The 20,704-nt window shown below is 71.2% G+C and carries 22 protein-coding genes; 6 read left to right on the forward strand and 16 right to left on the reverse strand.

Annotated features, from left to right (window positions below):
- Positions 1 to 105: 105 nt before the first annotated feature.
- Both ABZ815_RS29435 and ABZ815_RS29440 read right to left on the reverse strand, forming a co-directional pair.
- Positions 106 to 1,359 carry a hypothetical protein gene (locus tag ABZ815_RS29435; RefSeq protein ID WP_357703483.1) on the reverse strand — a complete coding sequence of 418 codons (1,254 nt, stop codon included), beginning with the start codon at positions 1,357 to 1,359 and terminating at the stop codon, positions 106 to 108.
- An 88-nt stretch (positions 1,360 to 1,447) separates the two neighbouring features.
- A complete protein-coding gene (locus ABZ815_RS29440) occupies positions 1,448 to 3,010 on the reverse strand; it encodes a hypothetical protein (protein ID WP_357703485.1) in 1,563 nt (520 codons plus the stop codon).
- Between the two features lie 139 nt (positions 3,011 to 3,149).
- Here ABZ815_RS29440 and ABZ815_RS29445 point away from each other — a divergent pair, with 139 nt between their 5' ends.
- Positions 3,150 to 3,812 carry a response regulator transcription factor gene (locus ABZ815_RS29445; protein ID WP_357703487.1) on the forward strand — a complete coding sequence of 221 codons (663 nt, stop codon included), beginning with the start codon at positions 3,150 to 3,152 and terminating at the stop codon, positions 3,810 to 3,812.
- On the forward strand, positions 3,809 to 4,903 hold the full coding sequence (locus tag ABZ815_RS29450) for a HAMP domain-containing sensor histidine kinase (protein ID WP_357703489.1): 1,095 nt from the start codon (positions 3,809 to 3,811) through the stop codon (positions 4,901 to 4,903). Before ABZ815_RS29445 ends, ABZ815_RS29450 begins: the two co-directional genes overlap by 4 nt.
- Before the next feature lie 84 nt (positions 4,904 to 4,987).
- On the opposite strand, the gene ABZ815_RS29455 is transcribed toward ABZ815_RS29450, so the two are convergent.
- The 7 genes from ABZ815_RS29455 to ABZ815_RS29485 form a co-directional block, all read right to left on the reverse strand.
- Positions 4,988 to 6,634, reverse strand: a complete 1,647-nt coding sequence (locus ABZ815_RS29455; RefSeq protein WP_357703491.1) for a hypothetical protein — start codon at positions 6,632 to 6,634, stop codon at positions 4,988 to 4,990.
- A gap of 2 nt (positions 6,635 to 6,636) precedes the next feature.
- Positions 6,637 to 7,539, reverse strand: coding sequence for a hypothetical protein (locus tag ABZ815_RS29460; RefSeq protein ID WP_357703494.1), 903 nt, complete (start codon positions 7,537 to 7,539; stop codon positions 6,637 to 6,639).
- 44 nt (positions 7,540 to 7,583) lie between these two features.
- The gene (locus tag ABZ815_RS29465) at positions 7,584 to 8,501 is read right to left on the reverse strand and encodes a hypothetical protein (protein ID WP_357703496.1); all 918 of its coding nucleotides are present in this window, start codon (positions 8,499 to 8,501) and stop codon (positions 7,584 to 7,586) included.
- Positions 8,502 to 8,632: 131 nt separating this feature from the next.
- Positions 8,633 to 8,965 (reverse strand): hypothetical protein, encoded by a 333-nt coding sequence (locus ABZ815_RS29470; RefSeq protein ID WP_357703498.1) that lies wholly within the window; start codon positions 8,963 to 8,965, stop codon positions 8,633 to 8,635.
- 60 nt (positions 8,966 to 9,025) lie between these two features.
- The gene (locus ABZ815_RS29475; RefSeq protein WP_357703500.1) at positions 9,026 to 10,156 is read right to left on the reverse strand and encodes an ATP-binding protein; all 1,131 of its coding nucleotides are present in this window, start codon (positions 10,154 to 10,156) and stop codon (positions 9,026 to 9,028) included.
- Positions 10,153 to 11,211, reverse strand: coding sequence for a hypothetical protein (locus ABZ815_RS29480; RefSeq protein WP_357703502.1), 1,059 nt, complete (start codon positions 11,209 to 11,211; stop codon positions 10,153 to 10,155). Before ABZ815_RS29480 ends, ABZ815_RS29475 begins: the two co-directional genes overlap by 4 nt.
- Positions 11,208 to 11,831: a response regulator transcription factor gene (locus tag ABZ815_RS29485; RefSeq protein WP_357703505.1), complete on the reverse strand. Its 624-nt coding sequence runs from the start codon at positions 11,829 to 11,831 to the stop codon at positions 11,208 to 11,210. Before ABZ815_RS29485 ends, ABZ815_RS29480 begins: the two co-directional genes overlap by 4 nt.
- A gap of 425 nt (positions 11,832 to 12,256) precedes the next feature.
- Between ABZ815_RS29485 and ABZ815_RS29490 the strand changes: the two genes are divergently transcribed.
- Entirely contained in the window at positions 12,257 to 12,742 is a 486-nt protein-coding gene (locus tag ABZ815_RS29490; protein WP_357703507.1) for a hypothetical protein, read from the forward strand.
- Positions 12,743 to 12,819: 77 nt separating this feature from the next.
- On the opposite strand, the gene ABZ815_RS29495 is transcribed toward ABZ815_RS29490, so the two are convergent.
- The 4 genes from ABZ815_RS29495 to ABZ815_RS29510 form a co-directional block, all read right to left on the reverse strand.
- On the reverse strand, positions 12,820 to 13,263 hold the full coding sequence (locus ABZ815_RS29495; protein WP_357703509.1) for a hypothetical protein: 444 nt from the start codon (positions 13,261 to 13,263) through the stop codon (positions 12,820 to 12,822).
- A gap of 74 nt (positions 13,264 to 13,337) precedes the next feature.
- A complete protein-coding gene (locus ABZ815_RS29500; protein ID WP_357703512.1) occupies positions 13,338 to 13,931 on the reverse strand; it encodes an NUDIX domain-containing protein in 594 nt (197 codons plus the stop codon).
- 31 nt (positions 13,932 to 13,962) lie between these two features.
- Positions 13,963 to 14,550 (reverse strand): 3'-5' exonuclease, encoded by a 588-nt coding sequence (locus ABZ815_RS29505; RefSeq protein WP_357703514.1) that lies wholly within the window; start codon positions 14,548 to 14,550, stop codon positions 13,963 to 13,965.
- 61 nt (positions 14,551 to 14,611) lie between these two features.
- Complete coding sequence (locus ABZ815_RS29510) at positions 14,612 to 15,238, reverse strand: helix-turn-helix domain-containing protein (protein WP_357703517.1); 627 nt, start codon at positions 15,236 to 15,238, stop codon at positions 14,612 to 14,614.
- A 55-nt stretch (positions 15,239 to 15,293) separates the two neighbouring features.
- Here ABZ815_RS29510 and ABZ815_RS29515 point away from each other — a divergent pair, with 55 nt between their 5' ends.
- The 3 genes from ABZ815_RS29515 (at position 15,294) to ABZ815_RS29525 (ending at position 18,035) form a co-directional block, all read left to right on the forward strand.
- Complete coding sequence (locus ABZ815_RS29515; RefSeq protein ID WP_357703519.1) at positions 15,294 to 16,313, forward strand: aldo/keto reductase; 1,020 nt, start codon at positions 15,294 to 15,296, stop codon at positions 16,311 to 16,313.
- A gap of 27 nt (positions 16,314 to 16,340) precedes the next feature.
- A complete protein-coding gene (locus ABZ815_RS29520) occupies positions 16,341 to 16,952 on the forward strand; it encodes a class I SAM-dependent methyltransferase (RefSeq protein WP_357703521.1) in 612 nt (203 codons plus the stop codon).
- A 153-nt stretch (positions 16,953 to 17,105) separates the two neighbouring features.
- A complete protein-coding gene (locus ABZ815_RS29525) occupies positions 17,106 to 18,035 on the forward strand; it encodes a hypothetical protein (protein ID WP_357703523.1) in 930 nt (309 codons plus the stop codon).
- A gap of 101 nt (positions 18,036 to 18,136) precedes the next feature.
- Here the strand turns inward: ABZ815_RS29525 and ABZ815_RS29530 are convergent, their stop codons facing one another.
- Genes ABZ815_RS29530 through ABZ815_RS29540 form a run of 3 tightly spaced genes read right to left on the reverse strand, consistent with a single transcriptional unit; the run spans position 18,137 to position 20,674 of the window.
- Positions 18,137 to 19,033, reverse strand: a complete 897-nt coding sequence (locus ABZ815_RS29530; RefSeq protein ID WP_357703525.1) for a hypothetical protein — start codon at positions 19,031 to 19,033, stop codon at positions 18,137 to 18,139.
- Entirely contained in the window at positions 19,030 to 20,064 is a 1,035-nt protein-coding gene (locus ABZ815_RS29535) for a hypothetical protein (RefSeq protein WP_357703528.1), read from the reverse strand. Before ABZ815_RS29535 ends, ABZ815_RS29530 begins: the two co-directional genes overlap by 4 nt.
- Positions 20,057 to 20,674: an RNA polymerase sigma factor gene (locus ABZ815_RS29540; protein ID WP_357703531.1), complete on the reverse strand. Its 618-nt coding sequence runs from the start codon at positions 20,672 to 20,674 to the stop codon at positions 20,057 to 20,059. Before ABZ815_RS29540 ends, ABZ815_RS29535 begins: the two co-directional genes overlap by 8 nt.
- Positions 20,675 to 20,704: the final 30 nt, after the last annotated feature.

Below are 20,704 nucleotides of genomic sequence, written 5' to 3' on the forward strand. Positions count from 1 at the left end.
CTGGGGGGCGGGGGGCTCCCCCGGGGGTGGCGCCCCCATTGCCCGCGGGCCGCCCCCGGGGCCCCCCGGCGGGCGGGGGGGGGCGGGCGGGGCCGCGGGGAGAGGTCAGGAGATGGTGAGGGTGCCGTTCGTGTTGCGGGCGCAGGTGACGATCGTGCGGGGCGCCGCGGTCAAGGCGCCGGTCAGGCACTGGCCGAGGACCGTGTGGCCCGCGGCGTTGGGGTGCCACGACTCCTGGCAGGTCTGGAAGTAGGTGACGCAGGTGTTCGCCGCCCGCTGGATGCCGATCTTGTCCCAGCCGGACAGGCTCGTGATGAACGTGCCGGACGGCCCGTCCTGCACCCGGACCGGCGTCGCCAGCGCGCCCGCCGGGCTGTCGGGGTTCTCGCAGAGCCTGGCCCCGTCGAAGGCCTTCTGGACGTCCAGCACGCGCAGGTCGGCCGCCGGGCGTTCGGCCGCCAGCGTGGCGTACGCGTTCTTGACCAGGGAGCCGAGGTTCTGGGAGAACACGTGTCCGGGGGCGAGGCTCGCACGGTGGATCGGGCACCCGGCGGCGTAGCGCTCAGCGCCGAGGGCGCGGAACTTGTCGCGGGTGTCGGTGCGGCCGTCCTCGTCGTAGTACTGCGGGGCGACGTCGGGCGGCAGCGGGTTGGTGTAGGTCTGCAGAATCACCTGGTGGGTGCCGTCGGCGTCGATCTGGTCGAGGGTGTCGAGGATCTGGCGCAGGGCCGCGGCGGTCTCGGTGGTGGCGGCGGCGACCTCGGTGTCGGTGGCCAGGTCCGAGGCGGTGCAGGGTTTCTGCGGCACCTCGCCCTTCAGATAGGCCCAGAACTCCCACCAACCCGTCCAGGCGTCGGCGATGAAGCGGTTGGCGCACAGCGTGGCCACGTCGCCGAAGGTGAACTGGGTGTTGTTGGAGCCGAGTCCGACGAGGACGACGTCGATGTCGTGCGTCTGCGCGAGGGTGCGCAGCTGATCGAGTTGCGAGGCGACGGTGCGGCCCTCGTCCCGGGCGCTGGCGGGGTTGGCGATGTCGGCGGGCTGGGCGCCGGAGCACGCGAGGTTGAACCGTTGCTGGATGCCCGGGAGCGACGCCTTGAACACCGAGGCGTTCGCCGACCGGTGACAGAAGTAGGCGTTGCTGTTGGCCGCCGACCAGCCGGGGAAGGCCTGCGCCGTACCGGAGGCGTCGACGACGGGCTGGTAGTCCCCCGCGCCCTCCCCGCTGATGAAGCTGTCGCCGAGCGCTACGGCGGTGGTGGGCAGGGCCGCCTGCGCCGGTCCACTCTGCACGGCCTGGATGCCCGCCGCGCTCACCAGGAGCATGACAACCGCGGCGGCACGCTGGAGGAACCCCACAAGCGCCTCATTTCCTACTAAATAAGTACGAAATTCGCATATGTGGATCACAACATGCCGGACCAAGGGCGTCAACATGCCCGTGGGGTCAATCAGCGTGGACGGCGTGCGGCACCTTCCTACGGGATGCGGCCATCGCCGACCCAAGGATGAAGGCGGCGTATCCGCAGGCCACGGCCAAGCCCGCCCAGGGTGGGAGCGGGTGATAGCCGGCCAGCAGTGACGGGCCCACGTCCACATGCGCGAACGTAGGGACGCTCTGCGTGATCGCGAAGCCGGCGGCAGGGGTGATCATCAGTAGCCACGGCGCCAGACCCGCGGTCGCCAGCAGGTACGGCACGACGACCAGCACGACGGCCAGCCCGACGGCGACGACGGCCCGCTTGACCAGCGCGGCCAGGCCCAGAGCCAGCACGGCGGCGGCCGCCGTCAGCGCCGCGTAGCCGACGATCATCCGCAGTTCGGTGCCCGGCGTGATCGGCTGGACCGGGTTCCGATTCGCACGCAACATCGCCAGACCGGCCGGGACCACGCCCCCCGAGCTCACCAGCCCCGCCACGAACGCGACCACGCCGACCACCGCGGCCCTGGCCGCCAGCAGCCGCGCCGGATGCGGCTCACCCCGATGCGGCTCACCCTGATGCGGCTCGGCCGGTGGGCCGGGCCTGGTCGGTCGGCGACGGTGTTCCGCCGTGACGAACGTGACCGCCGCCACGAGCAGCGGGATCAGTCCCACGGCCCCGCCGATCAGCATGAGGTCGGCGCGCAGACCGCCCTCGACCGTGGCGGGCCCGATGTCACCGCCCCCGGTCACGATGAGCTTGTCGCCGGACTCGACGACCCCGCCCGGGTGATGGGGGGTCCTGCCGTCGGACTCCAGGACGACGCCGACGTCGTCGTGGCGCCACGAACCGTTCGCGCCCCGCAGCTCGATCCGGTCGAAGGTGGCGGTGGTCTGGGCGAAGGCCTGCGCCATGTCCCACAAGGCGCCTGGCGAGGTGGCGAACGGCCCGATCTCGACCGTCTCCGGCAACCCGGTCAACTCGGCCGTGCCGATCTCCGTCCACGTCTTGCCGTCGTCCGACTCGTAGCCGGTGATGGTGTCGCCCGACCTGGTCAGCCGCAGCCACTGCGGACCGTTGTGCGGACCGCCGGGCACGTCGTGGACGTAGTCGTACTGCATCCGCACGCCGTGATCCCCGGTGAGCATGACGGCGGCATACGGTGACCCCTGCTTGAGGCTCTGCCTGACCAGAAGGCCGGCCTTGGCCCACGGCACCACCCCCTCCTTGACGTTGCGCACCCCGGGTACGACGTCCGGCAGCCGGATCTGCCCGGTCATGTCCGACACGCGGGCGGTGATGCTGCCGTTCCCCTTGAGCGGCTGGTGCACGAAGTAGTACTTGTCCCTCACCGCCGTGCCGTCGGGTCCCACCAAGGGCGGGGGGCAGGGGCCCTCGCCCGTCCCGGTCACGCAGGCACTGTGGGCGCCCCCGGCGATCAGCAGTCCGAGCGACACGGTGACCAGCACGGAGGCCGCCACGGCGAGCACCCTGCCCCGGGCGGAGCGGAACCTGACCCACTCCGCGCGCAACATCTGGAGGAAGCGCCCGGACGGCGGGCCGGATCGGTGAGGCGAGAACGAACTCATGCCGACGGTTGTACGCGGCCCCCGGTTCCGGCCGGGTCGCGGCCGCCGCGACCCGGCTGCGACCGGGCGTCTGGCATCGTTGGCCCATGGCACCCCGACCCGGCGGCCCCGCCCGCACGACGACCTGCGGTGAGCGCCGATGAGGGTCCTCGTCGTCGAGGACTTCGAGGTCCTCGCCCGTTCCCTCGGAACCGGGCTGCGCCGCGAGGGCATGGCCGTCGACGTCGTCCTGGACGGAACCGCCGCCCTCGACCGCCTGGCCGCCACCCGCTACGACGTGGTGATCCTCGACCGCGACCTGCCCGGCGTCCACGGCGACGAGATCTGCCGGCGACTCACCCACAGCCGCGGCACGACCCGCGTGCTGATGCTCACCGCCTCCGGCACGATCGAGGACCGCGTCGACGGGCTCAGCCTCGGCGCCGATGACTATCTGCCCAAGCCGTTCGCGTTCGCCGAACTGGTCGCCCGCGTCCGTGCCCTGGGCCGCCGGGCCACCCCGCCGCTGCCGCCGACCCTGTCGTGCGGGGACATCACCCTGGATCCGGGCCGCCGTGTCGCGTCACGGGCCGGGCGGCGGCTTGAGCTGAGCCCCAGGGAGTTCGCCCTGCTCGAATGCCTGCTCGCCGTGCCCGGCCTGGTCATCTCGGCCGAGGAACTGCTCGAACGCGTCTGGGACGAGGCCGCCGACCCCTTCACCAGCGCCGTCAAGCACACCATGCACCGGCTGCGCGCCAAACTCGGCGATCCGCCCGTGATCGAGACCGTCCGTGCAGGCGGCTACCGCATCGGGCCGTCATGACCTCGCGGCGGCGCGCCAGAAGATCCCTTCAGACGCGGCTGGCACTCGCCTACGCGGCGGGCTTCTACGCCGCCGGGGTCTTCGTGCTCGTCCTCGTCGCCGTCCCGCTCGCCGGCATCGATGCGGCGACACCCGTAGGGCGCCCCTCATCGAGGGCGATCACCGGGACCGGGCCCGGGATCAGCCTGCCCCAGCTCCTCACGGGATCCGCCGTCGCTCTGGTCCTTCTGGTTCCCGTCGCCCTGGCGCTCGGCTGGTTCGTGTCCGGCCGGTTCCTGCGCCCGCTGCGCGCCATCACCGCGACCGCCGAGATCATCTCGACCGGAAGCCTCGACCGGCGCCTCGACCTCGGCGAGCCCATCGACGAGCTGACCGAACTCGGCCACACCCTCGACGACCTGCTCGCCCGCCTTCAGGCCTCCTTCGACGCCCAACGCCACTTCGTCGCCAACGCCTCCCACGAGCTGCGCACCCCTCTCGCCGGCCTGCGCACCCTGCTCGAAGTCGTCCTCGCCGACCCCGATGCCGACACCGGCACCCTGCGCTCGGCCTGCCAGGAGGCCCTCGCTCTCGGCGAGCACCAGGAGCGGCTCGTCCAGGCACTGCTCGCCCTGGCCACCAGCGAGCGCGGCGTCGCCCGCCGGGTCACCCTCGACCTGGCCCACATCGTCGAGGGAGTGCTCGCCTCCCGCCGCCGTCAAGCCACGGAACAAGGCATCGACCTCGCCGAACACCTGACGCCGGCGGTGACGGCCGGGGACCCGGGACTGGTCGAAAGCCTCGTCGCCAACCTCATCGACAACGCCATCCGTCACAACCACCCGGACGGGCAGATACAGATCACCACCCGGACCTCCGGCACGCAGGTGGCCCTGACGGTCACCAACAGCGGGCCGGTCATCCCCGAAGGCGACCTCCAGCGCCTCTTCCAGCCCTTCCAGAAGCTGGCGCCCGATCGTCGCGGCCTCAGCGACGGCTACGGCCTCGGCCTCGCCATCGTGAACGCCGTCACGCAGGCCCACCGCGCCCGCCTTGCCGTCCGCGCACGCCCCGAAGGCGGCTTGTCCATCACCGTGCACTTCACGCAGTGAAGACCTCTCGCCGACTGCTGCACCGGCTCATGAGGGTTCGGGACGATGCAAGGACCTGTGCTCGGGCGCGATCCGAGGCCGGCCTCATTCGTTGCGCAGGCGCGCGGCCAGGATCTTCGCGTACTTCATGGTCGCCTGCTCGTCGTCCTCGACCCGCAGGACGACGACGAGCCCGCCCGCCGCCACGAGGGCCTGATCCCGCTGGTTGTGCACGTTCACGTCGGGCCGCAGGTACGCGCCCTTCCCGAGGTCCGGCGGGCGGCGCATGAGGGGACCGTACTGCTCGTCGGACGCGCGCACGGCGGCCAGGATCCGGTCGGCGAACGAAGGCGTGGACGACAGCCAGGCGACGCCGATCCGGACGACATGCTCGTGTTCGTCGTGCGGGATCAGCGTGCAGGTGGCGTGTGGGGCGGAGAACCGGGCCGCCGGCCGGCGGTCGTACGGCCTGCCGCCACCGGGCAGCGTGTTCTCCGGGAGCAGCGTGCACGGGTCCGGCCAGGCGTCGAAGCGCGTTCCGTACACCTGGACCGCCTTCTCCTCGCGGTCCGCCCCCTCCAGGCGGTGAACGGTCACCGCGGGCCCGTCCGCGCCGACCGCTCTGACGACCACGGAGTCGCCCGAGACGCCGAGAATCGTGGCACCCCGTCGATGGACCGGGAGCGGAAAGATCGCGCGTCGCCCGTCCGCCAGCGAGCGGACGTCGAGGAACGTCACGACGTCGTCGGTGTTCGGGTTCAGGAGCGAATAGGCGAATCGGTGATCCGGGCTCACCACGGAGTCCTCGTCGTCGATGTCGAATCCCGCCACGCCGGGTTGCCTCCAGAGCGGCTTCGCCGTCCCGTCATAGGCCGTCAGCGACCGGCCGTCCTCGGCCGCCACGATGACCAGGCCGCCCTCCGGACGCCAGATCACCTGATCCACCGTGAGGCCGGAGCCGGGGACGCGGTGCCGTACGACGCCACCGGCTCCGACGAGTTCCAGCCCGCCGGAGGACTCCCGTACGACCAGATCCCCCAGCGCCCCGCGCAACGCGGTCGTCTTCCACTCACCGACGCGTTCCTCCAGCACCTGCGTGCCGTCGCGCGCGTCGAGGACCAGACGCCTGTAGCCGGGCTCGACCCCGCATTGCTCGTCCAGGACGGCGTACCGTCCCCATGACTCAAGACCGGTGGGGGCGCAGTCCAGTGGCTTCTCCCATGCCGTCCGCCCGCTGTCCGGCAGCAGCGCCTGAATGGTCGAACCCCACGTCAGGACCGCCTTGCCGCCGGCGACCACCAGGGCGTTCGCGTGCACCGGCAGCACCCGTGTCCACAGGTTCCGGTCCCGGCCCACGCCGAATCCGGTCACGACGCCGGGGCCCGACCGGTTCCCCGCCTGGACGAGGACGGAGCCGGCCATCACCGACAGGTCGTCGTCGAGGGGAAAGTCCTGGCGCCAGAACCGGGTCCGCCCGGTGGCCACATCGTGCGCCTCCAGGTCTCCGGACAGCGACGGGGTCGGCCCGCTCGGCAGGATCACCTCGGTGCCCACGACCGCCGCGAGACGCGTGGGCAGGCCACCGGCGAGCCTGGGCGAGGCGAACGACCACGTCTGGCTGATCCGGGTGGGCAAGGGCGGCGTCGGCGGCGTCGGCGGCGTCGCCCACCAGGCGGAAAGCGGTGACAAGTTCGCCGCGACGGCGATGGCCGCCGCCGCGACCAGCGCCATCACCGGCAGGAGACGCCGCACGCTCAGCATCCCGGCCCCCTGGCGCCCCGCGCGAACCGGGCTGCGACCTCAGGCGCGCGCAGGGCGCGGTAGCCTCGCGAGCCTCCTGCCGGGACGTACACCGTGCCGTACGTCCCGGGCGGGACGGCGCTCGTCACCCGGAACGGCCTGCCGTCGGCGTCGAAGACCTCCCTGGTCTCCGTCCTGCCGTCGTACGCGTAGTCGATCAGGATGGTGAAGTCGTAGACGCCGCGTCCCGGGATCACCGTCATGTCGAGCGTCTGCTGTTCGTCCCGCTTCAGCGAGATGGTCCTGGTCTCGAAGTACGGGCGGCTGCTCGGCGGCGCGCCCAGGAAGGCCGGTGACAACGGATCGAGACGCGCCACCATCTCGACCGTGCCCTCCTCCCCTTGCGTCTCGCAGGCGAGGAGGACGGCAGTCAGCGGCTTGCCGACGCGCTTGACGATCGGGCGGGCGCCGACGATTCGTACCGCCTTGCGCCCGCCGGTCAGCTCCACCCGCACCACGGCCTTGCCCACCACGGCGCCCTCGTGCCGCCACACCAGGCCGAGCAGTTGTCCCTCCTCGGTCTGTCCGCCGAGGAGGACGCTCCTGTCGGCCCCGCGCGGGCTCGTCCCGAGCGCCATGGTGGGCAGCTGCCCGCGCAACTCGATGACGGTCACGCCGAGGGCCGGGCGTCCGAGGGCGTCGTTCACGTGGTCGCCGGCCGCACCCGCGTCGGCAACCACGCCGAACAGCGTCGTGGACCAGCCTCCCCCCACCGCGAGCGCGATCGCGGTGCACCCCGTCGCCAGCCATGCGAACTTCTTGGCCCATTTCGAGCCGGCCGGCGTTCCGGCGTCAGCCTCTCGTGCCGCGTTCGCCTGGTCGTCATGACGCTCTGGACGATCATCACGCGATTTCATCCGACATCCTGTCCGTGGCTGGAATCGGGGGGAGGGCAGCAGGGTCACAAGGACTTCTGGACCCAGGGAATCGAGGCGAACCAGAGCCGGGGGATCCAGCTCGGCACGTTCGCGTCATGGACCAGGTTGGTATAGGTCCGCTTCTCCCTCGGGCCCGGGTTGGGAAGGGCGGCGCCGTAGGCCGTGAGGATCTTGTAGGTGTGGTCCATGCAGTTGTTGGCGAGGATGAGATAACCGCCGTTCTCCGCGGCGGAGACGGCCGCTCGGGCGGCTGACTCCTTCCACGCGGATACCTCGGCGCATTTGTACTGGCTGTATCCCTCGGCCTTGCGGAACGCCTCCCGCATCGTGGTGAGGTTGCCCGAGCCCCGCCAGGCTCCGTTGTCCTTGCCCGGGTCGATCTTCCACTGGGCCGTGGGGTTCTCCGTGGCGCCGTAGACGTACTCGTCCCGGCCGACCTGGAATCCCCAGCCGACATGGCCCAGCGTCACCGGGCCGACCGCCGGGCGCTTCGGCGCGAGGAAGACGCAGGCCTGCCCTGTCTTGAGCGGCTCCTCGGCGTCGGGCGTGCCCTTCCGGCCCTCGCGGGTGTCGTCCGGTTCCCTGGTACGCCGGCTGCCGCACTCGGGCACCTGGGTGGTGATGTCGCCGCCGGTGTCGAGCCAGACGTCGGGAATGTACCCGGTCCTGCCGTCGATCTCGGTGTAGTTCCAGTACGGGTTGGTACCGCCCCACCCGCTGATGCTCTGGCTGCCGCGCACGTAGCAACTGACCGTGCCCCGGTGACCGGTCGGGATCCGTGCGGGCACCTTCGAATCGACGCGCGGTTCCGACCGCAGGCCGACGTCGGGCACGGCGCGGACGACGCCGGTCACGACGGCGGCGTCGGCCGCGGACTGGCCGGCCAGGGCGGTGGCGAGCGGGAGGAGCGCCAGCAGAACGGTGCTTCGTTTCCAGAACATGTTCTCTCCCGGAGGGGGGTGGGTGGTCGTCGTGGACCATTTATCGCACCCGGCCACCTGGCCCGACAGTCGTGAAATACAGGGACAGAGGGGGACACGACCCGCCGCACGTGTGGTGCCGCCGAGCCGGTCTAGCGAACGTCGTCCATGGCCCGGCGGCAGGCGGCCAGGGTGGCCGCGCAGGCCAGACGGAGCTGCTCCGCGCCGACGGAGGCGGCCAGCTCGACCGCCTCTCGGGCCAGGGGCAGGGCCTCGGCCGCCCGGTCCAGGGCCAGCAGGTAGCGGGCGGCCCCGTGCAGCGCGCGGGCCAGCAGGCGTGGTTGCTCCGGCGTCAGGCCGCGGAGCAGCACGATCGCCTCGGTCGTCGTGTCCAGGGCGAGCCTGAGGTGTCCGCCGGCGAACTCGTGCTCCGATCGCGTGTACAGCTCCAGCGCCCGTTCGAAGGTCTCTTCCATCCGGTTCACGAGGCGCCTCCCGACGTCCAGCAGGCCCCTGCTTCCCGTGGTGCCGTACTCACATCCAGATCATGGACGTACGGCACCACTCGCGTCTGTCCCGGCCCCTGTCCCCATTTCGGGGGACAGAGGAAGGACGATCTCCACAGTGACGCCCCTCCCCGGTGCGGAGTCGATGATCACCGTTCCGCCCGCGCTCTCGATCCGGCCCTCGATCGACTGCCCGAGACCGAAACCTGGCCCGTGCCCGCGGGTGAAGCCACACCCGTCGTCGGCCACCCGTACCACGAGCCGTCCACCCAACAGTCGCGCGGTCACCTGGGCGTGCCTGGTGCCGGCGTGCTTGACCACGTTGGCCAGGGCCTCCTGAACAGCTCCAGCCATCGCGGCAACGCTGCCGGCAGGCAACGGCGGGCTGTCAGCGAGGTCGGAGACCACCTCCAGGCCGAGTGCCCGCGCACGCGTGATCACCGCCGCCAGGGATTCGCGCACGGTCGAGGGACCGTCTTCCCCCTCCAGGTATCGACGCAGCCAAACGGCCTGGTCGGCGACGTGTCCACGCAGTTGCGGATCGGCGACCTGATGCTCCCCCGTCAGCCGGTCGAACAGCCGCAGCACCCGTTCGCTGATCAGCTCGGCGTGGGCGGCGCGCTCTTGCTGCGCGGCCAGGTCCGCCGCCGCCTCGACCGCCTTCTCCCGGGCGGCGTCCACCTCGTCGGAGTAGTTCCGCAGGGTCCTGGCCACGTACCACGACATCACGGCGATGACGGGCAGGCCGACCGCCACGGCGGGGCGCTCGGGCTGCGGCACGCCGGCCGAGACCGCCACCGTCAGCGGCGTGATCGAGCCAACGAGGAGCGGAGCGGAAGCCAGGGCGAGACCCGCGCCGACGACGACCACATAGGCGTAGGGGTAGGTCCACCACTGACCGGTGGCGGGACTGCAGAACACGGCCGTGACCGCGACGAAGACCGCGTCCGCGACGAAGATCCACCCCGGTGAGAGGGCACGACGGCGGGCGACCCACACCACGAGCGCCGTCGCCTCCACAACGGCGGCGGCGAGGAAGAGAGGGAACCCGTCGAGACGGCCGCTGACGGCCGCCGCCACCAGTTGCACGCCGTACCCCGCCCGCAGGGCGACGAGGGCCAGCATCAGCGAGTGCTCGGTGCCCTTCCTGCCGAGCGCGTACGGCCTCATGGCCGGGCCACCCGGAACTCGACGTCGCTGCCCTCGCCCGGTGTGAAGATCACCTCGGTTTCGACCCCGGGATGTGCCCCCTCCTGGGCGGGCGGCCCCGGGTGGGTGATCGTGACCAGCGGGCCTGCGTCCACGACCTCAGCGAAGATCACGACTTTGCCCGGGACCCGCTCCGCCGCGGCCAGCCTGGTGACGTATTCGCGGACCGCGGTGGCGATCTCCTCCGGCACCGCCGGCCCGTCCGGCGATGTCAGCTCGGCAGCGAGACCGAGGCGGCGGGCATGGTCCGCGACCGCGCCCATTCCACCGTCCCCAGCCGTGCCCCGCCCGCCTGAGCCGATGAGCGTTCTGAGCCGCCCCGCCTCGGCCCTGACCTGATCCCGCAACTCCGGCCCCGCGACCCGTCCCTGGTGACCGAGCAGTTCCAAGGTCTGGAGCACCTGGTCATGGATGACGCGGGCGTGCGCGGCCCGCTCCCTCACGATCGCGGCCGCAGCCTCCGCGGTCATCGCCTCCTGGCGCGCCGCGTCCACCTCCGCTCCCCTTCTGCGTACGGCTCGCGCCACGAGAACCCCCACCATCGTGTTGACGGTGAGCGTGGCCAGGTCGAAGGAGGCGTCCGGAAGAGGATTGCCGGTCATCGGCGCGGCCGCGGTGACCGCGGCCAGCATCGGCGCCAGCGCGGGCAGGGAGACGCGCCATCCGCCGCCGCCCAATCCGATCCCGATGACGTACGGCACCGCGTAGTCGAACGGCCAGTTGTCCCACGCGTGCGGCCGGGCGCTGCCTGTCAGCACGACCAGCGTCATCGCGGCGAGGAACAGCCCGTCGGCCAGCACGGCCCAGCCCGGCGGCAGCCTGCCCGCCCGCCACGACAGCCCGGTCACCACCGCGCTCTCGGCCAGCGCGACCGCCATCAGCCAGTGGCGGGACTCGCCGCTCAACGCCATGGCCACGACGATGACCGCCGACGTGGTCCTGACGACCGTGAACGCCACGAGCAGCCAGCGTTCGGCGGCCGCCACGCCACCGGCGAGGCCGGCCGCGCCGCTCATTCCCCCGGAGGACGCAGGCCGAGTTCGTCCGCCGCGCGAACGAGGTCCGCCATCGCCCCCAGCCCCAGCTTGACCCTGATGCGCTTGATCAACGTGTCGACGGTCGACTCCGCCACGCCCATTCTGCTGGCGGTCTGCCTGCGGGTCCGCCCCTTGGCCAGATGAGCCAGCACTTCGGCTTCCCGCGGCGACAACGCCGGCCTGCCCGCCAGCAGCGAGGAGGGAGTGGCGAGCTGGCCGTGCAGGATGCCGGCCAGCCCGCTGCCGAGCACGAACCCCCCTGAGGCCACCGACACCACGGCGGCGTGGAACTCAGCGGGTTCGGAACTCTTGGTCAGATAGCCGCTGGCCCCCGCTTGGATGGCCGCCACCACGTCGGCCTGCTCGCCCGAGACCGACATCACCAGAACTCTGGACCTGGCCGACCAGTCGGCGATGACCGGTACCGATGGCCTGCCGTTCTGCAGATAGAGATCCAGCAGCAGGACATCCGCCTCATGGGGCACCTTGGCCGGGTCCGCGGTGCTCGCCACGACGGTGACCTGCGACGACTGCTCGAAGAAGCGGGTGATGCCTTCAAGCATGAATGGGTGATCGTCCACGACAGCGAGCTTGATCACTGCCCTGCCTTCATAGGGGTGGTCATATCAATTCATTCTTTACCCACCGGACATCGCGATCAAGAAATCGGCACCTCCTCATCTCCGTTTTCGTGGCACTTCATTCTCGGCGCCGGCAGGGCGGGGGACGTTGTCATCTGCGAGACCTCCCATCCTGGTCAGGCGGCCGAAGAGCCCGTGCTGCTCGAAGATTGTGCGGCCGTTGAACCGGCCCCGGGAGGCGCGGGATTGCCGCCATGCGCTGGATTTGCGGGCGGCCGCGGGAAGAAGAACTCGGACTTCGCCTGGCACGGGACCCGAGCCCCCGGCCTGAGTGGCACCCGTCTTCGCCGTTCCTCACAGATCCTCAACAGGACGTCAACAGCCGCCGTCCTACCTTCCTCTCACAAGCTCGAACGGAAGATCTCGACCGGAGGAAGCAGGACATGAAACCGATCATGAAGCTCACCACCGCCGTAGCCGTGACAGCGCTCTCCATGGGCATGGTGAGCACGACCGCGCAGGCGTCGGAGCGGGTCGGAACCGCGCGCGTCTCCAGCGTCACCGCGAGCGCCGCGGCCTCTCTGGCCGGCGGCTGCCAGGCCGCGAAGAGCAACTGGGGGAACATCAAGGCCTACTACTACACCCAGGGCAAGTACGACTACTTCAACCGGATCAACTGGTTCCTCGGCGGTCCCGGCCTGCGGAACAAGAACAACGTCCGGCTGCGGATCCGGCTGGAGCGGCGTGGACTGCCGGACAAGACGATCTGGTCGTACACGTCCGGGGACAACGTGTCGCCCGGCAGCGGCGGGAGGTCGGTCCCCAACCTCAGGGTCAAGCGGAGCGACAAGGTGCACGTCGACTTCAACTTCGTCTTCGACCGCAGCGGCAAGGACCCGCACTGCGGCGACCGTACCAACAGCCTCTGACCGCCTGAGACCGTCGCCGAGGGCGCGCCGTTGAGGCCCTCCGCTCCCCGAACGTGGCTCGTGGGGGCGGAGGCCGGTCAGCCTCGTCTGGTGCGCCAGCGGGAGGTGCGGAACCCGTCGGAGCGCTCCAGCAGGAAGGTCAGCCGGGCGGCCGTCTGGCGTACGCCGTCGTCGTGCCGGTGCCGCTTGTCGGGGGCGAGGCGGGAGCGCAGGTCGAGAATGTGGGCCAGCTCCCCGGCCACCTCCGAGACCACCCGGTAGCGGATGCCGAAGGAGTGCAGGTCGCCGTGCACGTCGTCGACCAGGTCCTCGTCCACGTGCCGGAGCAGGGGCTTGAGCTTGCCGAGCAGTTGGGCGTCCATTCCGGCCACGGGCGCCCTGCGGCGGGTGTCGTCGGCCGGCATGGCGACCAGGGCGCGGACCCGCGTGAACGCCAGCGCCCGTTCGGCGTCCGGGGTGGAAGGGTGTTCGGCGAGGTCCAGCAGGCGCCGCAGGGTCTCCTGCGTTTTGTCGTCGAACATGACGACAAGTCTATTCACTCCAGCTCAAGCGCTCTTCACGGCGACCTGGAGGCGGCGCCGCGGGGAGAGGACGGCTACCGGGCCAGGGCAGCCATGAGTTTGCCGGTGAACCGGTGCATGTGGGGGTCGAGGGTGTCGCCGGGCTCGGCGAGGACCTGTCGCAGCGGCAGCCACTTGATCGCTTCGAATTCACCCTCGTCGAAGGAGGTGACGGCCCCTGCCGCGGACCGCAGGACGTACCACAACGACACGTCGGTGTGCTGTTCGTACCTGCGGGTTCGAGTGACGGTCAGGAAGAACGGCCTGTTTCCGGAGACCGCCGACGGGACGGCCTCGGTGTGCAGTTCCTCTCTGCACTCGCGCAGAACCGTGTCCCACGGGTCCTCCATCGGCTCGACGTGGCCGCCGCTGGGAAGCCAGAGGCCGGCCTTGCGGTGGGCGACGAGCAGCAGCTCCGCGCGGGCCTCGTCGAGGGCCACGAAGTAGCTGACCAGGTGCATCGGCGGGACATCGGGCTTCCGCAGCCGGTACAGCGGAGCGCCGCTGGCGATCCACTCCACCGCCGTGGTGAGGTGCGCGCGCTCCTGCTCGTCCCAGGGGACGATGCCCTCCAGCAACTCGGTCAGCCGAGTCCGAAGAGGAACGTCCGGGCCGTCGATGGCAGTCACGTCTCTCATGATGCCAAGGCCGGGCGCACCGCTAGAGGATTGTGGCCGCTAGGGGCCATGCTCCGCGGTCCAGCAGGTCGAGGACGAGTGCCGCGATGTTCCACGCGTCGTCCTCGCCGCGGTGATGGCGTCCTTCGAGGGGCAGTCCGGCGATCTGCAGGGCGTGATCCATGCCGGGCTTCCTGGGCAGCCCGTACGCCGCCGCGAACACGGCCTTGGCGTTGGTGTGGGTGCGTTCCGTCGGATGGCCGAACGGGTAGGCCACCCCCTCGGCCTTGCTCTGCCGGGCGAACTGCCGGCGGTCGTACTCGCCCCAGCTCGCCCAGGGGCGCTGCCCGGCCTCGTACTCCTCGACGAGGATCCGGCACGCCTCGGCGAAGGTGACGCCCTGGTCCACCTCGGATCGCGTCAGGCCGGTCAGCTCAGTGCAGAAGTCACTCACGGCCGACCGGGCAGGACGGACCAGGATGCGGTGCCGGGAGACGCGGCGCCGGGCCGGCACGTCGACGACGGTGAGGCCGATCTCGATGATCTCGTTCACGGAGCCGGGCGGAGGTTGCCCGTCCCAGCAGGTGGCTTCCACATCGATGACGTTCAGCAGGGCGGATTCGTGGCGCATGGGGTGAGCGTAGGGACGCGCGCCCGGTTCCGGCACCCCGATTTCCGCGTGCCCGGACCGTCTACCGGGCCGACTCGCCGTAGAGGGAGGTCATCCAGATGTGGGTGAGGACCTCGACGAGGGTGTCCTCGTCGGCGAAGGGGGCCACGTCGAGGGCGGCGAGGTAGTAGAGGCGTTCGCCGAGCCAGGTCAGCGCCGCGCCCAGGGCGGCCGGATCGACGCCGGGCGCGGTGGCGTCGTCAGAGGTGATGCGTTCGGTGGTGGCGGCCGTGAAGCCCGCCATCTGGTCGCGCCACAGCGTGGTGAGCTCGGGGTCGGTGCGCCAGTTCTCCACGATGGCCCGCAGCACGGGCGCCTCCTCGCGCCACAGGCGGGCGCCGTGGCTGATGCCGTGCCGTACGGAGGCCCGCCGCTGGTCGGGTTCGTCGTGCGTGAGCCAGGGCTGCGCGACCTCGTGACCACGGGCGATGGCACGACGGACGAGCTCGGCCAGGACCTCGTGCTTGCTCGCGAAGTAGAAGTAGAAGCTGCCGCGCGCCACCTGGGCGGCGGCCAGGATGTCGGCCACGCTCAGCTCGTCGAAGCGCCGCTCGTCGAGGAGCCCGCGCGTGGCGGCCAGGATCACCTCGCGCAGGTCGCGGCCGTCGTCCTTCGGCTGTGGGGCGCGCCGGCCCGCTCTCGCCTCCATTCTCGGAATCCTAGCGTCTAGACAGCATGTCTAGACGCTATGTACAGTCCTCGCCATGAGATACACGACGTTCGGAACGAGCGGGTTGCGGGTCTCCGAGATGATCCTCGGGACGATGGGCTTCGGCGAGGACTGGGGCTGGGGCGCTCCCCTTGAGGAGTGCCGCAGGATGTTCACCGCGTACGCCGAGGCCGGCGGGAACATGATCGACACGGCCAACAGCTACACCGAGGGCTCCAGCGAGCGCATCGTCGGCGAGCTGATCGGCAAGGAGCGCGACCGGTACGTGCTCAGCACCAAGTACACGCTGTCGATGGACCGCGACGACCCCAACGCCTCGGGCAACCACCGCAAGAGCCTCAGGCGATCGGTGGAGGAGAGCCTGCGGCGCCTGGGCACCGACTACCTGGACCTGCTGTGGGTGCACATCTGGGACCCCGCCACCCCGATCGAGGAGACGTTACGCGCCCTCGACGACCTGGTACGCGCGGGCAAGGTGCTCTACCTGGGCTTCTCCGACGTGCCCGCCTGGGTGATCGCGCGCGCCAACACCATCGCCGAACTGCGCGGCTGGACGTCCTTCATCGGACTGCAGCTGTCCTACAGCCTGCTGGAGCGCGACATCGAGCGCGAGCTGCTGCCGATGGCCGAGACGCTGGGCCTGTCGGTGGCCGCGTGGGCGCCGCTGGCCCGCGGGGTGCTGTCCGGGAAGTTCACCCGCACCGACGCCACCGCCGGGTCCAGGATCAGCCGCGACGCCGTACCCGACCGCCATCTGGCGATCGCCGCCGAGGTCGACGCCGTCGCCGACGAGCTCGGCGTCTCCTCCTCCCAGGTCGCCCTCGCCTGGACCCGGGCGCACCGCCGCTGGATCCATCCGATCTCCGGCGCCAGGACGCTCGACCAGCTCACCGACAACCTCGCCGCCTGTGAGCTGCGGTTGCCGCCGGAGGTGGTGGAGCGGCTCGACGAGGCCAGCGCCTTCCCGCTCGGGTTCCCGCAGAACTTCATCGAGATGTCGCGCGAGTTCGTCTACGGCCCTTCGATCGGCCGCTTCGACCGCCGAGTGCCGTGAGGCGGTCGGCCGGCTTAGCCTTGACCGATGTCACTTGAGGGCACGGCAGGGTACGCCGATCCCGTACGGTTGCCGCCTTTGGTGCAGCGGGCGGTCGAGGTCGCGCGGCGGGCGGGCTTCGTGACGTCCTGCCGTCCCGAGCAAGGCCGGTTGCTGCTGGCGCTGGCGGCCGGGGCCGAGGTGATCGGGGAGACCGGGACGGGGTGCGGGGTGGGGCTCGCCTGGCTGGCGTCAGGAGCTCGGCCCGGGGCCCGGCTGGTCAGCGTCGAACGGGACGCGGATCGGGCGGCTCTGGCCGCCGAGGTGTTCTTCGACCAGCCACAGGTGTCGGTCGTCCATGGCGACTGGCGGGAGATCTACCAGGACGCGCCGTACGACCTGCTCGTCCTCGACGGAGGTGGCCAGGGCAAGCACGGCGAGCCGCCCGCCGACCCCCACCGGCTGCTCAGGCCCGGCGGGACGGTGGTCATCGACGACCTGACCCCAGCCCGGCACTGGCCACCCCGGTTCGACGGGAGCGTCGATCGGGCCCGGATGCACTGGCTCGACCACCCCGGCATGGACACGGCGGAACTGCGGCTCGCACCCGACCTGGCCGCACTGGTGGCCACCCGCCGCTTCGCCGAAGGCGTGACCTGAACCATCGTGCGGGCCCGTGCCCGGGCGGTCCGGACGTCTCCGCGACCCGTCTGCCCGATTCATGACGATGTCATGTGCAGCCGATGATCACGTCTCTGGTTCGTGTCGTCCCTGGCCAGCAGGGTTGTCTTCAGTCGATCTGAAGGAGACGTCATGACTTCCCTGCGCTGGAGAACCTGGCACGGCCCGCTCGTCGCCTGTGCCCTCGCGATGGCGGCGCTCGCGTTGGTGAGCGGCGTCGGCCTGGTGGTCGACGGGCGGACGGTCATGGGCGAAGGGGTGTGGCTCAAACCGTTCAAGTTCGCCGCCTCCTTCGCCCTGTACGCGCTCACCCTCGCCTGGATGATCAGCCAGGTGGAACGGTGGCGGCGGACCCTGTGGTGGCTGGGCACGGTCACGGTGGCGCTGTTCGTGCTGCCGGAGATCTCCGCGATCACCTTCCAGGCGGTGCGCGGGGTGCGCAGCCACTTCAACTTCGCCACCACGCTCGACAAGTCGGTGTTCATGCTGATGGGAGGGGCCGCCTACCTGGGCTGGGCGCTCACGCTGGCGCTGGGGATCTTCCTGGTCATGCAGCGCCGGGTGAACCGGGCGATGGCCTGGGCGATCCCGCTGGGGGTGGCGATCTCGCTGGCGGGCATGTCGGTCGGCTACCTGATGACCGCGCCGACGCCGGAGCAGGCCCAGGCGCTGGCCGGCGGCCTCAAGCTGATCACGATCGGCGCGCACACGGTCGGCGCGGCGGACGGCGGCGCGGGGATGCCGCTGCTCGGCTGGGCGACCGGCGGCGGCGACCTGCGGGTGGCCCACTTCGTCGGGCTGCACGCGCTGCAGGTGCTGCCGCTGATCGCGCTGTGGGTGCGCCGGGTCCCGCTGGTGATCGTGGCCGCGTTCGGTTACGCCGGTCTCACCGGGCTGCTGATCTGGCAGGCACAGCGCGGCCAGGCGCTCGTCCACCCCGACGGGACCACTCTGCTCGCCGCCGGCGCGCTCCTGGCGGTGGTGCTGGCGGCTGCGGCGGCCGTCCAGGTCCGCTTCACGCCGCGCCCGCGCCTGACGCAGGCGCAGGCCGCCCGTTCCTGACCGCACAGCCCCTGACAGCACAGGTCCCCGACAGCACAGCCCCTGATGTGACGCGCCGCGTGCCGCGACGCGTCACGTCGACGTCTTCGGCCGTGGACCGGTCAGCTCGCGGCCGGAACCGCGGGCTTGTCGTCCGTCCAGCCGGCCTTGTACGTCGTCACGCCGGACTTGCCGAGCACCGCCTTGCCGCCGTCCTTGAGGTCGGTGTACTCGGCCAGCAGCGTCATGGCCGAGGTGTCCACAAGGAGCTGCTGCTTGAGCGCCGTCCCCTTCCTGGACGAGACGGGCAGGGCGAGCTTCTGGCCCGAGCGGCCCAGCGGGTCCTTGTCCCGGCCGAGATCGCCGACGCCCTTGGTGGTCTTCAGCACCTGGTAGGCGGCGGCCCGGACCTTGTCGGGCACCGGGTTCACGTACAGGAGCTCGACCGCCCGCTCGGCGACATACCGGTCGAGGTTGACCAGCCAGTCGTTCCTCGTGGCCTTCGGGTCGGTGGTCTTCGCCTCTTCGGCGGCCTCGTCGATCCAGGCGTCGACCTCGGCGGTCAGCTGCTTCCTGAGCGCCTCGGCGTCCGTCGGCAGCTCTTGGAGCTGCTGGTACGTCACTACCTTCCCGCGCGACAGGAACCCGTCGGGCCGCCCCTTGGCCGCCCCCACCCAGCCCTTGCCGGGCTGGGTGGACAGGTGGATCTTCATGCCTTCCGTGCGGTAGTCCCAGGTGGTCGGAGATCCGTCGGCGCGCCAGGCGGCCTCGTCCTTCTTGGTCGCGGGCCTGGCTCCCAGCTCACGCATGCCGGTCCAGGCCTTGCCGTTCGGCGACAGCCACTCGGTGGTGACGTTGCGCTGGGTCAGGTGGTAGCCGCTGCCGACCGGGCGGGGGTGGGTGGTGGTGTAGATCGTCTCGACCCGCCAGTACGCCCCCTTCGGCGCGTCGGCGGACGCCGGGACAGCGGCCACACCGGCCAACAGCAGCCCGGCGGCGACGGCAAGGGTGATTCTCATGCGTTCTCCTTCAACGGGTTGGCATCCGCCCAGCGGCTGTCCTGGATCGCGGTGTACGTCAGGAGCAGGCCGTCCGCGGCGGATCGGACTTCGAGGGAAAGAGGTCTGCCGGAGGCGGGGTCGATCACCAGCCGGGTCCTGGTCGCCCCTCGGTGGTCCGGCGGCGCGAACTCGCCGGACTCGTACTCGACCGCCTGCCCGGCCCGGCCCAGCACGTCGGTCGCCTGCCCGACGGCGGCGACCCCGGGCAGGGAGGCGAGCAGCCGGTACGCGGCGGCCCTGGTCGCGTTCGTCACCGGCGCGAAGAACAGCAGCCGCGCCGCGGTGTCGATGGTCGTACGGTCGTCGGCGGCGAAGAACGCCTTCAGCCCTTCAGGGGTGTCGGGCACCTCGCTCATCTTGGTCAGGGGCTTGCCCGCCGTGAGGATGCGGAAGTCCCAGTCCTCGGTCGACCAGGTCCGCCGCTCGCCGGGTCCGGACCGTACGACACCGGAGCGCCCGGTTTCCGAGGGCTTGTCGTACGTCCAGGACGTCGGCGAGCCGTCGGCGGCCCACGCCGCCTCGTCCTGGGGCGTCGCGGGCCTGATCCCCTGAGGGGTCGAGCGGTACCAGGTGAGCCCTTCGGGGTCCGCGGGCATCCAGGTCTCGACCGACTCGCTCTCCCGCAGGACGTACCGTCCGCCCGGCTCGTGGAACTGCCGGCCGCGGACCTCCGTGCTGCCCCACCACCCGCCTTCGTCGGGCACGGCAGCCACTGAGGCGGCCGCGACCAGCAGGAACCGCTTGCCGTCCGCCTGGACGGCCACGCCATGAGAGGCGGGCACGCCGGCGGGCGCGACGTTCACCGCGACGATTGCGGCCGCCGCGGCGGCCCCGGCCAGGCCGAGCGCCAGCGCACTCCACCTGGTGCGGCCACGCCGTGGACGCTCCCGGGCGAAGGCGGCTGCCAGCCGTTCGCGCCCGGCCCGCTCGACCTCGGGTGACAACGGCGGCGGGGGCAGCAGGTCCCGCACCGCCCGGTAATCATCCATCAGACCCTCCAAGCAGCGGATTGACACCGCCCAGGGCGGCACGAAGCTTCCTGCGGACCCGCGACAGGCGGGATCCGACGGTCCCGTACGGGATGTCGAGCGCCTGGGCCACCTCCTGGTGGCTCAACTCGGCCAGCGCGCTCAGCAGCAGCACGTCCCGGTCGCCGTCGGACAGCGCCCGCAGCCCGGCCGCGAGCCGCCCCTGTGCGTTCGCGGCGTCCATGCGGGTGACCACGCGGTCCTCGTGGCCGTGCTCCCGGTCGTCGTCCACGCCGGCGCCGCGTTGCAGCGCGGCCAGCCGCCGGGCCTCGGCCCGCCGGTGCAGCCCGATCACGACGCCGGCGAAGCCGTACAACCAGGGACGGACCGTGCCACGCCGGGGATCGAACGTCCCACGCTTCTTGAACGCGGCCAGGAACACCTCGGCCGTGAGATCGTCAGCGGCCTGCCCGTCGAGCCGTCTGCCCAGGTAGGCGTGGATCTCGCGTACGTACCGGTCGTAGATCTCGCCGAAGCGGTCGGGTGACCGGCGTGACAGCTCCACCAGAGCCTCGTCGCTGATCGTCTCCCGCGGATCGGCGAGATCCGGAGCCGTCGAATTGGCAGTCACATCCCCTACTCATCCGATGCGGTGTTCTGC

Origin of the sequence: Nonomuraea sp. NPDC047529, from assembly GCF_040642995.1 — a bacterium.
In the GTDB taxonomy this organism is placed as follows: domain Bacteria; phylum Actinomycetota; class Actinomycetes; order Streptosporangiales; family Streptosporangiaceae; genus Nonomuraea.